The sequence below is a fragment of the Micromonospora sp. NPDC085948 genome, from assembly GCF_040686315.1.
Classification (GTDB): domain Bacteria; phylum Actinomycetota; class Actinomycetes; order Mycobacteriales; family Micromonosporaceae; genus Micromonospora.
Map to the genome: position 1 here is coordinate 141197 of NZ_JBFBJW010000007.1, position 14388 is coordinate 155584.

9 protein-coding genes are annotated in these 14388 nt (G+C 68.8%); 3 read left to right on the forward strand and 6 right to left on the reverse strand.

What is annotated here, in order from left to right; all coding sequences use genetic code 11:
* Positions 1-52: 52 nt before the first annotated feature.
* From AB0O48_RS20210 to AB0O48_RS20220, 3 genes are all read right to left on the reverse strand, one after another.
* The gene (locus AB0O48_RS20210) at positions 53-1489 is read right to left on the reverse strand and encodes a transposase (RefSeq protein ID WP_365067678.1); all 1437 of its coding nucleotides are present in this window, start codon (positions 1487-1489) and stop codon (positions 53-55) included.
* 77 nt (positions 1490-1566) lie between these two features.
* A complete protein-coding gene (locus tag AB0O48_RS20215; protein ID WP_357571302.1) occupies positions 1567-2262 on the reverse strand; it encodes an SDR family oxidoreductase in 696 nt (231 codons plus the stop codon).
* A 20-nt stretch (positions 2263-2282) separates the two neighbouring features.
* Complete coding sequence (locus AB0O48_RS20220) at positions 2283-3719, reverse strand: MFS transporter (protein ID WP_357571303.1); 1437 nt, start codon at positions 3717-3719, stop codon at positions 2283-2285.
* A gap of 155 nt (positions 3720-3874) precedes the next feature.
* On the opposite strand from AB0O48_RS20220, the gene AB0O48_RS20225 reads away from it, so the two are divergent.
* A complete protein-coding gene (locus tag AB0O48_RS20225) occupies positions 3875-4576 on the forward strand; it encodes a TetR/AcrR family transcriptional regulator (RefSeq protein WP_357571304.1) in 702 nt (233 codons plus the stop codon).
* A gap of 55 nt (positions 4577-4631) precedes the next feature.
* Here AB0O48_RS20225 and AB0O48_RS20230 read toward each other — a convergent pair whose 3' ends face one another.
* Entirely contained in the window at positions 4632-5336 is a 705-nt protein-coding gene (locus AB0O48_RS20230; protein ID WP_357252432.1) for an NAD(P)H-dependent oxidoreductase, read from the reverse strand.
* A 151-nt stretch (positions 5337-5487) separates the two neighbouring features.
* On the opposite strand from AB0O48_RS20230, the gene AB0O48_RS20235 reads away from it, so the two are divergent.
* Together AB0O48_RS20235 and AB0O48_RS20240 are read left to right on the forward strand one after the other, a co-directional pair.
* A complete protein-coding gene (locus AB0O48_RS20235) occupies positions 5488-5907 on the forward strand; it encodes a nuclear transport factor 2 family protein (RefSeq protein WP_357252435.1) in 420 nt (139 codons plus the stop codon).
* Between the two features lie 203 nt (positions 5908-6110).
* Entirely contained in the window at positions 6111-6746 is a 636-nt protein-coding gene (locus tag AB0O48_RS20240; protein WP_357252438.1) for an NAD(P)H-dependent oxidoreductase, read from the forward strand.
* Between the two features lie 757 nt (positions 6747-7503).
* Here AB0O48_RS20240 and AB0O48_RS20245 read toward each other — a convergent pair.
* Both AB0O48_RS20245 and AB0O48_RS20250 read right to left on the reverse strand, forming a co-directional pair.
* Positions 7504-12978, reverse strand: a complete 5475-nt coding sequence (locus tag AB0O48_RS20245) for a biotin carboxylase N-terminal domain-containing protein (RefSeq protein ID WP_357571305.1) — start codon at positions 12976-12978, stop codon at positions 7504-7506.
* A gap of 215 nt (positions 12979-13193) precedes the next feature.
* Positions 13194-14354, reverse strand: coding sequence for an FAD-dependent monooxygenase (locus AB0O48_RS20250; RefSeq protein ID WP_357571306.1), 1161 nt, complete (start codon positions 14352-14354; stop codon positions 13194-13196).
* Positions 14355-14388 lie beyond the last annotated feature (34 nt).

The window sequence follows — 14388 nt, forward strand, 5'->3', positions numbered from 1 at the left end:
GAACTCGGGTACGGCGGGCGCCGCCGCGGTGAGCGCGGCGCCCGCCCACCGCTCAGGACGTACGCCGGAGGGCCGGTTCCGCGCAGCCCCGCGCCGCGAGGACGGTGTGCGCCGCCGAGGCCAGCGTGACGTGTCGATGCCAGCCCCGGTACGAGCGACCGGTGAAGGCGCGCAGACCCACCCGGTCACCGGTCATCTCCAGATCGTGTCCCACCCGTGGGACCAACGACGTCAGGCGGACCAGGTCAGCGAGGCCGACATCGCCGCGGCTGGTCAGCCACAACTGGCCGGGACCGGACCCGCCGGGCGCGCTGAGCTCGACCATGAGCAGTGGGTCGTGTGCCCGGGTGCTGGGCAACCGAACCGCGACGGTGCCGGCCAGCACCGGCGGATTCGCCGTCAGGCCAAAGACCGGCCGCCGGCTGTGCCGTGCCGCCGCCGCCAGGTCACCGGCGCACTCGGCGGCCGATCGCCCGGAGGCGACTAGGCGCAGACCGGCTGGGATGCGGATCAGCACCGGCGCGCCACTGGCGCGGAGCCGACGGACCACCATCCCGGCCTCCATCTCCCGTGCGTCGACCAGCACGAGGTCGTCCGCCGCAACCCCCAGTTCGAGATAGGTCTCCACGGTGCAGGCGCCCAGGGACTGCGCGACCATGTCGTCCGGGATGGCCGCGCGCCGCCGGCGGTGCTCGTCGGCCAGCCAGTCCTCGTTGAGGTGCAGACGCCAGTTGACCGGGGCGACGAAGTCGGGCGTGGCGGCCCAGAGGCCCACGGCGTGCTGCGCGTTGAGCGACTGTCCCAGGCCTGGCGAGTACTTCCGGCCTACCCCCACCGAGTGCGTCCCGGCCTTGCGGATCAACGTCGGGTGCAGCACCCAGGCCGACACGTTGGCAACCCGGGTGACATGGCGGGTGAGTGCCTGGCGGACCGGCATCCAGTCCCAGGTGGAATCGCTTACGAAATGGTGCAACGCCTGCTCTGCCGCGGGTTCTGCCGATATGGCGGCAATGTTGCGAATGGATTTGCGCCCACGGGTCAGGAGGAGCCCTCGGATGTATTCCATGCCACGCCTGCGTTGGTCACTTCGCGGTAGTCCGGCCAAGATGTCCGTACACAAGTCCGTGACGTCGTCGTGCAGACGCATCCTGCCTCCTCGGGGCATCCAGCGGCGAACACAATGAGCTTGTAATGCGCAGCGGGGATGGTCGAGGTGCTGACAGCACCGCCTTTGAGGCAGCGGTGGTTGCCGGAGGCGCATCTCACGCGATGACGCCGGAGAGAGCGACTCGGACGGCGCTGAACCTGACATAATCGATTGCCGGCAAATGTTGAGGCCCGCCGGGGTCGTCCACGACGGGCCTTGGTAGATCGGTCTCTCCTGGTGGAATCCACGTGATGCCCTGGTGACCGCAGCCGGCTGATCGTGCGGCGTCCACGCCGGTACAGGCGACCTGATGACCGCGGTCGACCTCCCCGCCCGGACCATCTCCCGGCTGATGGGCCTGGCTGGGCAGCCGACCGTCGCCCCGGCCGCTGCTGTCGCGGCAGCCGGGGCGATGCCGTTCACTTGCCGATGTGAAGCGCTTCCCGGACGAACATCTGGGCGAACGTCGGGGCGCCGGTGGTCGTGACCACGTCGATGAACTGACCGAGGTGATTGTCTCCGGTCGCCTCGCGAATCAGCAGGTCAGCAAGATCGATGCGGGACGTGAACCGGCCGGGCAGCCGGCGCGGCTCGGCGCGGTAGTCGGTGACGACGTCGCCGTCGAACAGACCGGCGGGACGGATCACCGTCCAGTCCAGGCCGCTCGCCTCGACCAGCTTCTCCATCCGGGCCATGTCGTCGTAGACGGTGCGGCCCATCCGGAGCAGGATCGGCGCGATGATCTTCTTGAAGGTGAACGTCTCACCCTCGGCGTGCTCGCCGGTGGTGCCGGTCGACGTCACGCAGACCAGTCGGCGCAGGCCGTGGTCCTTCATCGCGGCGATGATGTTGGCCGCCCCCTGCGAGTAGACCCGCACCGTCTCCTTCGTGTACGGGACGCCGAGACTGGAAATGACCGCCTGCTGCCCCGCGATCACGGCGTCCACCGCGGCCGCGTTCAGCACATCCGTGCCGACCACCCGCAGCCCCGCTCCACTGAGCGGGAAGGACTCCGGGCGGCGGGTCACCGCCGTGACGAGGTGTCCCCGAGCCAGTGCCATCTCCGTGGTCAGCCGGCCGGTCGGGCCGTTCGCGCCGAACACCACGAGTTTCATCGAACCTCACCTCTTCTTGACTACGTTCCTTGCGATCGATGGTCCGGCCGGCCGATCGTCCAGGCCACGACGGCCGCGCCGAGCACGACGCCGGCCGCGACGATCAGCGCCGTCGCGTAGCCGGTCACCGTCGCCTCATTCCGCGTCGGGGCGTCGGTGCCCGAGCCGATCAGCAGCCCCGCGGTGGTGCTCGTGGCGACGGTGTTGAACAGAGCGGTGCCCACCGCCGCCCCGACCTGCTGCACGGCGTTGTAGAGGCCCGACGCGACACCGCTGCCGGCGGAGTCGGTGCCTGCGGTCACCTCGCTGGTCAGCGGGGTGAGCACAGAGCCAAGCCCCATCCCGGCGAGGATCTGTGCCGGCAGCAGGTACAGCAGGAAGACATCGGGGGTGTCCGCCCGTGCCCGGGACAGGATCAGGATGCCGGCGCCGAGGGCCAGCAGACCCGGCACGGTGATCACCCGGGTCGACACCCGGCCGTGTAACAGTCCGGCGACCACCGCGCCGGCCACCGCGCCCACGCTCGTCACCACCAGGACCAGACCGGCCCGGACGGGGGAATACCCCAGCACCGTCTGGGTGAAGTAGGTCATGAACAGGTAGCAGCCGAACAGCGCCAGCTGTAGCAGGAAGACGGTGAGAAGGGCGCCGCCGCGCCGACGGTGAGCGACGATGCGCGGGGGCACCAGCGGGTCGCGGGACCGCCGTTCCACCACGACGAAGGCCGCGAGCAGTGCCCCGCCGGCCAGCAGCAGGATGAGCGTGTACGGGTCCGCCCAGCCGTGTGACGCCCCCGCGCTGAACCCGGCCACCACCGTGACCACCGACGCCACGCTCAGCAGGACCTCGGTGGCTGCTGGGAAACGGCCGCCGGTGAGGCGCTCGCCCCGCGGCAGCGCACGAGCGCCGAACAGGCCGATCGGCACGATCACCAGGTTGATGAACAGGCACCAGCGCCAGCCCGCGTACTCGGTGAGCAGGCCGCCCGCGATCAGGCCGATGGCCGAGCCGGCCGCGCTCACCGCCGCGAACGCGCCGAAGGCCCGACCCCGCTCCCGCCCCTCGGCGAATATCGTGGAGAGCAACGCGAGCGCGGCCGGCGCGAGCAGGGCCGCGCAGCATCCCTGTAGTGCCCGCCCGGCGATGAGCGCTGGCGCGTTCGGCGCGGAACCGGCCAGGGTCGAGGCCACGGCGAAGCCGGCCAGCCCCCAGACCAGTGCCCTGGGGTGCCCGACGATGCCGCTGATCCGACCGCCGGCCAGGAGCAGCGCGCCGAACGGCAGGGCGTAGGCCGTAATCACCCACTGCCGGGCCCCGTCCGACATCTGGAGAGCGTCCTGCACGGACGGCAACGCGATGCTCACGATGGTCGAATCGAGCACGATCATCAGTTGCGTCAGGCAGATCGTCGCCAGGATCCATCGCGAGCGGGTCGCAGCCGGTGCCGCCGTGGTCACGTCGTTCACCTTTGTCGCACTCGCCCCCCTGGCCGGGCTCGCGCACGAGCCAGTGGAACGCCGGTCGGGCACCAGAACGTTGTTCCGGTGCCCGACCAATGTACTACGCTCACCTTCACAACGACCAAACGAGGGCTCGGAAGGCAGGTGACGCCATGGCCGGTCAGGCACGTCCCGGCAAGGGTGTGTGGCTCAGGACCACCTCTCCACGTCACCACAACCCGCCACTGAGCCTCACGCGCATCGCGACCGCCGCCGTCGAGCTACTCGATCGGGACGGCGTCGGTCAGCTCACCATGCGCCGGCTCGCCGAGCATCTGGGCGTCGGCACGACGACCCTGTACTGGCACCTCGACACCAAGGACGACGTGCTCGACCTGGCGGTCGACACGGTGTTCGCCGAGTCGGCACCGGAGCAACACAGCGACGACTGGCGGGCGGACATCACCGCCCAGCTCACCGACTGGCGCGAGACACTGCTGCGACACCCCTGGTCGGCGGCGCTCCCCCTGCGGCAGCGTCCCGCCGTCGGCCCCGGCTTTTTGTCCTGGATGGAATTTCTCCAAGCCGCCCTGACCCGGGCCGGATTCAGCCACCGCGACGTCGCCGCGGCGAGCTGGGTCCTGTACAGCCATGTCCAGGGGTCCGCAGGCAGCCAGACCGCGCTGCGCTGGTCGGCCGAGGAACGTCAGGAGGGTCAGCGGTTACTGGACGACCAGCGTGACCTCTACCCGACCCTGGTCGCGCAACAGCACCTGCTCGACGACGACTGGGCCGGAAACTTCCAGCTCGGGCTGGCGTACGTGCTGGACGGCCTCGCCGCCCGCCTCCGCCCGCCCGGCAACCAGGCCCGATAAACGCCGGACCGGCCCGCACCATGTGCGGGCCGGTCCAGAACGGGAATCAGAGGAATCAGAGGTCGTACTTCTTCAGCACGTCGGGACCCACGTACTGGATCGCCGAGGTGGTCTGCTCCCGCCCGATCTTGAATGCGGTGGCCACCTCGACCAGACGCAGCGCCTGGTACTCGATCGCCGCGAGGTTGTCCTCGTGGACGTTGCTCGCCTCGTGCCGGGAAACGCTGCACGTGCCGTACGGGGCGCCGTTGTTCGGCAGCCCCAGCACCGCGACGCTGGAACCGTTGGGCACGATCAGCGAACCCCAGTGGCAGATGACGTTGTGCAGAGCCAGGATGGCCGTCTGCGCGCCAGCGTGCGGCATCGAGGCGGACGCGAAAACGCTCACCACCTTGTTGGCCAGGTCGCCCGGAATGGCAACCGGGCCGGAGTGGTCGATGAAGTCGATAATCTGCGGAGCCGGCAGGCCGAAGTGCACCGGCGTGCCAATCATGATGGCGTCAGCCGCCACCAGATCCGCCATGGTCGCCACCGGCACGTCCGCCGTCTCGGCGTTGAGCTCGGCGTACACCTTGCGGTCCAACACGATGGGATTGGGCAGGTCAGGAACCCTGTAGAGCTGCGCTTCGGCGCCAGCCTTCACCGCCGCGGCGGCCGCGGCCACGGCGAGCTGGTGGGTATTCCCGCTGCGGGAGTGGAAGAGGATTGCCACCTTGATCACAGAACGCTCCTCACGGGTCGATGCGCCTGGGCATCGCACGGACCATCTACGGGCATCCTGTCGACCGCGACCGCGCCGACAAACGGCACGAACCTTAGTTAGTCACCTCCGGGCCGTTTCCGCCACCGACCTGACACAACCGGGCCGCCACCGTTGACCGGCGCGTCCCGGTCCCGATGTGCTGCGACCCATGTCGAACGCACCCGAGAAGCCGCTCACCGCACCGGCCGATCCCGAGGAACTCGTGCCGCTGTTCGAGCACGCCTTCAACACCCGCAACCTCGACCTGCTCGAGGAACTCTTCGAGCCCGACGCGCTGCTGGTCCTGGCCCCCGGCGAGGTCCTGGCCGGCGACGAACGGCGCGCACGCAACCAGGAGAAGCTCCCGCACTTCCTGCCTATCAAGGTCGCCATCCGCCACCAGTACATCACCGGGGACATCGCCCTGCTGATCAACGACTACGTGCACGAGGGAACCACCCCGGATGGCAAGCACCTGCGCATCGAAGGCACCGCCGTCGATGTGCTCCGGCGCGGCGCCGATGGCGCCTGGCGCTGCCTTATCAGCAACCCGGCAGGCATCAAGACCGCGGGCGAACTCCCGCACTGACGACGCGGGTGGACCCTGCGGTGCCCAGCCCGGCCACCTGGCGGCGGCCTCTTACGCGGTCCTTCGCCGGCAACTGCGCCGGTCCCGCGCCGCGCCGGCCCGCTGTCTTCCGGTGAACGGGCCCGCATCCGCACCGGCGAGTAGATCCGCCCGGCGCGCGGTCCTCAGGCCGCCGCCGGGCCCTACGGATACGGAGAACAGGTATGACGAAGCTCCTGGTCGTCGTCGGCAGCATCCGCCCCGTCCGGGCTGCCGACCTGGTCCTGCCCTGGCTGGCGTCGCGGGTCAGCGCGCACGGTGGCTTCGAGGTCGAGATCGCCGATCTGCGGGACTGGGCGTTGCCGATGTTCGCCGAACACCTGGGTACGGTCGGCGACATCGACGACCCCACCTGCTCCGACCCGGTCCTGCGAGCCTGGAACACGAAGGTGCAGGAGGCCGACGCCTTCATCGTCATCACCCCGGAGTACCACCACAGTCTGCCCGGCAGCCTGAAGAACGCCATCGACAGCGTGTGGCCCGCATTCGGCTTCCGCAACAAGCCGGTGGCAGCCGTCGGCTACAGCGCTGGCATCGGGGGTGGCAGCCGGGCCGTCCAGCATCTGGCGCAGATCGTCATCGCGGCCGATGCCGTGCCGCTGCGCAGTACCGTCTTGCTGCCCTTCGTACAGACGGCCTTCACCGCAGCCGGGGAGCCGGTCGACCGCGCGACGGACGTCGGTCTGCGAATCATGCTCGACGACCTCGCCTGGTGGGCGACCGCGCTGAACAAGGCCCGCGCGGAAGGCGAACTCGCGCCTGGCCAGGCGCGCATGATGTCAGCGCTGACGTCGGCCTAGTGTCGTACGCTGGGGCGACTGCGGATTCGGCGGCTCCGTCTCGCATCCGCTGTCGGCGATGCGTGACGCTGTTCGCTCGGCTGTCCGGGACAGTCCCGGACCGGCTACGGCTGGTTCAGCGATACCATCAGCTCGGAACCCCCACTGGACATCACCTGGCACAACGGTGGTAGCGGCGGGTTCCGATCATTTGTGGGTTTCGATCGCACAGCTGGGCGCCGAGCCGTCGTCCTCGGCAACACCGACCGGTCGGTAACCGAATTGGGTTAAGGGCTGCTCGTGGGACGAGCCTTACCGGATCGGGGTCCTGCCGGGCCGGGTTCGCTGGCCATCGCGGTCACCGTACTCCTCAGCCTCGGCGGGGTCTGGTCCTTCTCCTCTCAACGGTGCGACACCCCGAACGGCTGAAGCTCGTCGTGAGCGGGATCTGGGCCGTGGCCGGACCCGCACTGGCGTACCCGGTCGGCGCCTGGCAGGTGGTGCCGGCGCTGGTGTGGGCCGTCGGTGCTGGCCTGTCGGCAGCGGCACTGATCCTCGCGGGCACACGCTGGAATTCGGCCCGGACATGCCATGGCCGCCGCTGGGCGTGGCCACGCCGACTGAGCGCCGGCCTGTGCGAGGTCTCCGTGCAGATGTTCTTCTTCGTCGACGAAACATCCACCGGAGACCTCGCTACATCCGGATCACCAGTACACCCTCAAAACACCAGCGCAGCGGCAACGATCAACGCCTCCGGTGTCACCGACTGTGGTCATAGTCAGCCGGTCCGCTCGATCGCCGCCGCGATCCGCGCGCGAAGTTCGGATGCCGGTATGACCGCATCGACCGAGCCGACCCGCACCGCGCGTTCGATGCTGTGCACCCGGTCGAATTCTGCAGCCAGGGCGGACAGGTGCTCAGCTCGCACAGCGGTGCGTAGGTCAGCGAGTTCAGTCACCAGGTCGGCGCGTTTCTCCGCAACATCAGTGGCGGCGATGCGCTGCTCGAGCCCGCGAATGCGTGGATCGTCGGTGGTGCGGGCGTCGACGGTACGGGCGAAAACGACCGCGGCGGCGGGGGCGCCGCCGATGACCGAGGCGAACGAGCCCTCGACGGCGAGCACGGTCATGTTCGGATTGAGCGCCTTGGAGAACACCACAAACGCACCGCCGTGGTAGCGGGAAATGACACAAAACACCACTTTGCCATCGAAGTTGACGATGGCGCGGCCGATCTCGGCGCCGTACTCAAGTTGCAGCCGCCGCAGAGACTCCGGTGATCCATCGAACCCGGACAGGTTCGCCAGCATTACCACCGGACGGTTGCCGCTGGCGGTGTTGATCGCTCGCGCCACCTTCTTCGACGACAACGGGAAGAGCGTTCCGGCGGTGAAGGATTCGGGTCCGTCCGCAGGCGGGAAGCCATGCCGTGCGACCGGCCCGGACTCGATGCCGATCAGGCATACCGGCCAACCGTCGATGCGGGCGTCGGCCACGACCGCGGTCTCAGCCTCGGCCATGTCTGCCCAGCGTTCCACCAATGGGTGGTCCTGGTCCGAGACCGCCTGCAGCACCGCGCGAATCGCGAACGGCTTCTTGCGGTCCGGATTCGCGGTCGCGGAAAAGATGTCGCCGACGGTGATGAAGTCACTGTCGGGGTGGTGGTGCGGGGACGCGGTGACGTCTCGGGTGACCGGGTCGATGGTCGACGCGCGGCGTGGTCCCCGCTCGCCCTGGGTCACGTACGTGTGCGCGTAGTGGCTCAGCAGAATTTCCTGCGCCGCAGCCAGGGTCGGGACGAAGTACTGGGCCTGCCCGTTGGGTCCCATCACCCGGGCGTAGCCGCCGATGCCGAAGTTGTCCTCCGCCGAGACACCGCCGGAGAAATCGAGCGACTGCTTGCCGGTCAGCACCATCGCACCGGCGGGCGTCATCACCAGAATTCCCTTGGTGTGCATCAGCATCGTCGCCTCGGCGTTCCAGTACGGCTGAGCGCCGACGTTGATTCCGGCGACCACGATGTTGATCTCGCCGCCGTCCTGGGTGAACTGCACTATCCGGCGCAGCGCCCGGGCCACCCAGTCCATGTTCTCGGTGCCGGAGTCCATCGAGATCCGTGCGCCCGCCGATATCGCATACCACTCCACCGGCATGCGTTCCCGCTCAGCGAGGTCCAGTGCCGCGACAATCCGGGCACACTCGGGTTCGGCCAGCGCGCCCAGCGCCCGGTGGGGATCCCCGAACAGCGCGACGCGGCGTACTCCCTCGGGATACAGCTCGGTTGGCGTGGACACCAACCCGACCACGATGCCCGCGCGGTTGCGCCCGCGCGGCCGGTCCACCTCGACGAGAGACTCCCCTTCGAGGTCGAATTCGGTGAACTCGCCTCCGGGGCCGCGCACAAGGTCGATCAGCTCGTAGGGATACACCGCACCGCGCCGGCGCACCCGCAGCACCTTCTGGTCGTAGTCGTTCAGTGGCGCGAGCGGTTCCGTCGGCGCGGACTCGACCGACACTTCGGTGCCACCGCTGAGGTCATAGCAGAACCGGGTGACCTGGAATTCGTACGAGTCGTTTGGCTGGCGCACCCGCCCGTGCACCACCACGTCCTGGATGCCGGCCCGCACGATCTGCGGCGCGGTGGCGTGTAGCCAGTCCGCCAACTGCGCCGTGTCGACGTCGATGAACGGGCGAATGTCGAGCCAGACGTGGTTCAGATCCAGCCGGCCCCCTGCCGGGTCCAACTCACGGCGCGCCTTGGCGACCGCCTCGGCGCAGACGCTGAGGACGGTCTCCGCACCACGTACGGCGATGATCGCCCCGTCGGAGTCGCGAACCGGTTCGAAGCGCCGCAACTGCGCCATGGCGACCAGTCGCTGATCGGTCGGATTGTCCTTGGCTACGGCGTGATACAGCAGCATGTCCGGCGGTGCGGGAAGCTGGGTCAGGTGGAAGTCGCGCAGCCGCCAGAGATGCAGCCGCCGCCCGATCAGCGGATGCACACCACGGATCACCGTGTCCTCCACCAGGCCCGCCGCGCGCCGCCGGAACGTGAAGTGTTCCAACGGCCCGCCGTCGGGAGGTGGCAACGCGACGCTGATACGGCGCGCATGCCCCGCCAGCCCGGTATGCCGCAGCGCGGCCAGCAGTTCGGCCGCCCGCTCCTCGACCGAGGCGGGCGCGTCCGGCCAGGCCAGCAGGAGGTCCGCCACCCGCACATGGTTGGCCGGTGCGGCGTCGAGCAGATCACGTAGCGTGCTCACCAATGTGCCGGACGCGCCGTCGCGCAGGTCCGTCATCCGGCCTACGGTCGCGGCGCAGATGGTAGGCACGACGTGGCGCGGGCGCAACTCAAGCCGGTAGTCGCAGACCACGAACGCCCGACCGGCCACAGTGAGGGTGCGTACCGCGCCCAGCCGTTGCTCGCCGTAACGGCGGCGGCACAGCACCTCCAGCAATGGATCCACCGGGGCATAGGTGTCCTGGAACAGCCTCGCTACCACGATGCGATCCAGTGATTCCGGAATATCGGCGATGGCCGCGATTCGCCGGGAGCGCTCGGGGGAATCCGGCATGTCGGCGAGCGCACGAAGCTCGTCGGGTACCCCGGCCAGCATCGCCGCCCGGGCGCCCTCCGCCTCCGGGTGCAGATACCAGCGGAACACCACGCTACGAGCCAGATCGGCCAGCAGGGGCGAGCGGCCGGCGACGACTCTGATCAGCCGATCCAACGCGGGGCGGATACCGTCCTCGACCGGGCGCGGCTCACCAAGCCACACCTTCAACAGCTCCTGCACTACCCGGGAGCTGTCATTGAAGCGCTTGCAGGCCAGCACGATGCGATACACCGCCTGCTCCAGCTCAGGCGCGCGATCGACTTCCGTGACTCCGTAGCGGGCCAGGATGCTGTCCAGCGTGTGCCGGAAGCCCGGTGACAGTGCGCCTCGGTTCACGTCCAGGCTTTGCAGGTAGGTGTGCAGCTGTTCGTGGCGGCTGCGGTGCGACGACTCCTCCGGCTCCGGGGTGGACAGTTCGACGATGTCGCAGAACGACTCGATCAGGGCGGCTTCGCCGGCCAAAGGCGCGCCGTATTCGGCCACCAGGCCACTACGGTCGCGCAGGTAGCGCGACAGCGCCGGATGCGGATCGTCCGCTCGATCGAAACCCAGCACCGCGCTGGACAGTTCATTCAGCGTCAGCTGCGCGCGAAGGGCCGCGGAGTCGTCGGCAGACAATAGCGGCAGCATCAGGTCGACCGGCTCGTGTCGCACCGGGTCGGCGTCTTCCCCTACTGGATCCAGTTGTGCCAGTAGCGTTCCCGTGTCTACCTGGCTGCCGACTGAAACCAGCAGCTTGCGCACCCGGGCGCCGAACGGCGCGGGTAGCACGGTCTCCATCTTCATGCTTTCCAGCACGAGCACCGGAGCCCCGGCGGCGATCTCGGCGCCTTCTGCAACCGGTGTGGCCACGACCAGCGCGGGTGCGGGTGCCCGCACCGCACCGCCCTCGTCCCGGCTGACCCGGTGCGCGACGCCATCGACCTCGACGACGTGCACGGTGCCGTGAGTCGCGGTGATGATCCGGTAGCTACGGTCGCCGACCGTCAGCCGGCTCGAGTACCGGTCTTGCCGTTCGATATCGGCGTCGAACGAGATGTCGTCGATGCCGATCCGGTAGCGGTGCGCACCGATGCGGGCAGCCGTCACCGGATAGCCGCGGCCTGCCAGTTTCACCTCGACGGCCCGGGCGGGTTCATCCAGAGTCTGCGGCCGTCCGCCGCGGCCGGTTTCCCATAGGCGGGTCCTGCGCGCGTGCTCCTCCTCGTCGTAGCTGGCGATGGCGGCGGCGGCCAGGGCGATGCCGATCTGCTGGATGGCAGCCAGTCCGCCCGCTGCCCGGACTCGATCCACCCAGCGGGTGTCGGCGGTGGCGTCGATGACCTCGGGGGCGTCCAGCAGCGACATCAGCAAGCTCTTGTTGGTGGCGCCGCCCTCGATGACGACGGTGGTCTCGGCGACCGCGCGGCGTAGCCGGGCCAGTGCCTCGTCACGATCGCGACCGTAGGCAATGATCTTCGCGATCATCGAGTCGAAATCCGATGGTATCTCGTCGCCTTCGACGATACCGGTGTCGATGCGCACGCCTGGTCCCCCAGGCCAGCGCAGCAGCTCGATACGGCCCGGCGCGGGCGCGAAGTCGCGGTCGGCGTCCTCGGCGTTGAGCCGCGCCTCGACGGCGTGCCCACGTTCGACCGGACGATCGCCGCGCAACGGCAGCCCGGCTGCCACCTCGATCTGTGCCTTGACCAGATCGATGCCGGTGGTCAGTTCGGTGACCGGGTGCTCGACCTGCAGTCGGGTGTTCACCTCGAGGAAGGCGAAGAGTTGCTCCTGCGGCTGGTACAGGAATTCGACCGTGCACGCGCCGCGGTAGCCGACGGCCAGAGCGAGCCGTTCGGCCGAATCCTTCACCGTCGCGATTTGGTCCCGGTTCAGCAGCGGTGAGGCTGATTCCTCGATGATCTTCTGGTTGCGCCGCTGCACGGTGCAGTCACGCACCCCCAGGGCCCAGGCGGTGCCGTGCGCGTCGGCAATCACCTGCACCTCGACGTGGCGGGCACCGGTGACCAGCCGCTCGAGGAACACCACCCCGTTGCCAAAGGCTCGCGTCGCCTCCTCGCTGGTGCGGGCGTAGGCATCGCGCAGTTCGTCGGGCGATCCGACGATGCGGATGCCACGGCCACCGCCACCGGCGGTTGCCTTGAGCATCATCGGATATCCGATCTCGGCCGCCTGCGCCAGGGCGGCGTCAAGCGACTGGACGGGTCCCCGGCTCCACGCCGCGACCGGGATGCCGACCTGCTCGGCCAGCAGCTTGGCACCGATCTTGTCGCCCAGTGCCCGCATCGCTTCCGCACTCGGGCCGATGAAGGTAACCCCGAGCCGGTCGCACAGTTCCACAAATGCGGGATCCTCGGCGACAAACCCCCAACCAGCCCAGGCGGCGTCGGCCCCGGTATCGGTCAGCGCCCGCTCCAGCACCGCCAGGTCCAGGTACGGACGTGCCGAGGCGGGACCAAGGCAGTATCGCTGGTCGGCCTCGCGCACGAAACCGGCGTGCCGTTCACCATCGGTGTACAGCGCAATGGTCTGGATCGGTTCGCGGTCGCGGTGTTCGGCATTGCACTCGCGGACCGCGTGGATCAGGCGGCGAGCCGCCTCACCACGGTTGACGATGGCGATACGGGTGAACACGCCAGTCACTCCTCAGCGGAAATCTTCGACAAGACGGGTTCGATCCGGCTATCGACGCAGCAGAGCCGCGCCGAGACTTACCAACCCGACGGTCAGCGTGGAAATCATGATCAACGACAGCAGTCCGGCGACGCGACGGGTCGACTAGGACAATGCCGGCGCCTGTACGAACGGGGGCCTGGTTGCAGTCTCGACGGAGATGAGGCTGCGTCTTTCTACGGATGGGCAATGAGATCGGTGCGAGCTTTGGAGCGGGACCGCTGAATGGCGTAGACGGCGCGCAGCGCGACCTTGTCGCGCACCACCCGCAGCGGAGCGGCCTCGAGCAAGCTCATCCGACTCACCATCCGCGAGATTTTGACGAACTCGTTGGCGCGGCCCGTGCGGCGCTGCTCGTACTCGCGAAGCGCCGCGACGGGATCGGCCGCCGCCTTGAGGACGCGGGCCAGACAGACCGCGTCCTCGACAGCCTGCCCCGCGCCCTGCGCCATGTCGGGCGTCATCGGGTGCGCGGCGTCACCGAGCAGACTGGCGCGTTCGAATCCCCAGTGCCGCAGGGGATCCCGGTCGACGACGTCGCTGCGCAGGATGGCATCGGGCTCGGTGGCGGCGATCATCCGCTGGATGTGGGCGGGCCAGCCGCGGTACGTCTTCAGTACCGCGGCCTGGCGTCCGGCTGGCGGCTCGGGCGCGCTGGGCGGCGATTTCAGCATCGCGAGCCAGTACAGGCGTTGACCGGTCACGTGATAGTGCAGGATCCGCGCACCCGGACCCCAATAGATCCGCATCTCGCCGACGGGGATCTGCGGATCGGTGTAGTCGGTGATGCCGTGCCAGGCCGCCATTCCGGAATACCGGGGCCGAGTCGGGCCGTGCAACTGCCGGCGGACCATCGATGCGATGCCGTCGGCACCGATCAGCAGATCACCGCGCTCCACGCTGCCGTCGGCGAGGCGGACCACCACACGCTTGGTGTTCTGCTCGAAGCCGATCAGCTCCGAGTTCAGCCTCAGCACATCCGGACCGAGGGTCTGCAGCAGCAGGCGGTGTAGATCAGGGTGGCTCATTCCCACCGACGGCGCGCCGAACTCGTCACTCAGCGCTGCCAGGTCGAACGAACCCAGCGGACGTCCCCGCCAGTCGAGGTTGCGGTGCGCGGTGACCTTTGTGCCGATCTCAGCCACCTGATCGGCGAGGTCGATGTGCTGCAGGGCGCGCATGGCGTTGCTCCACAGGTGGACTCCCACGCCCTTGGCGAGCTCGTCGGCACCTGCCCTCTCGATGACGACGACATCGATTCCGATGCGGCGCAGGGCGATAGCGGCGGTCAGTCCGCCGATACCGGCGCCGACGATGACGACCCTGCGAGTGCTCATTGCGCCGCATCCAATTCCACGCCGCCGCGCAGGC

Coding starts and splice junctions, on each gene's coding strand:
- AB0O48_RS20210 (WP_365067678.1), bottom strand. CDS start 1,489: ATGGTCCGGGCGGGGAGGTCGACCGCGGTCATCAGGTCGCCTGTACCG.
- AB0O48_RS20215 (WP_357571302.1), bottom strand. CDS start 2,262: ATGAAACTCGTGGTGTTCGGCGCGAACGGCCCGACCGGCCGGCTGACC.
- AB0O48_RS20225 (WP_357571304.1), top strand. CDS start 3,875: ATGGCCGGTCAGGCACGTCCCGGCAAGGGTGTGTGGCTCAGGACCACC.
- AB0O48_RS20235 (WP_357252435.1), top strand. CDS start 5,488: ATGTCGAACGCACCCGAGAAGCCGCTCACCGCACCGGCCGATCCCGAG.
- AB0O48_RS20240 (WP_357252438.1), top strand. CDS start 6,111: ATGACGAAGCTCCTGGTCGTCGTCGGCAGCATCCGCCCCGTCCGGGCT.
- AB0O48_RS20250 (WP_357571306.1), bottom strand. CDS start 14,354: ATGAGCACTCGCAGGGTCGTCATCGTCGGCGCCGGTATCGGCGGACTG.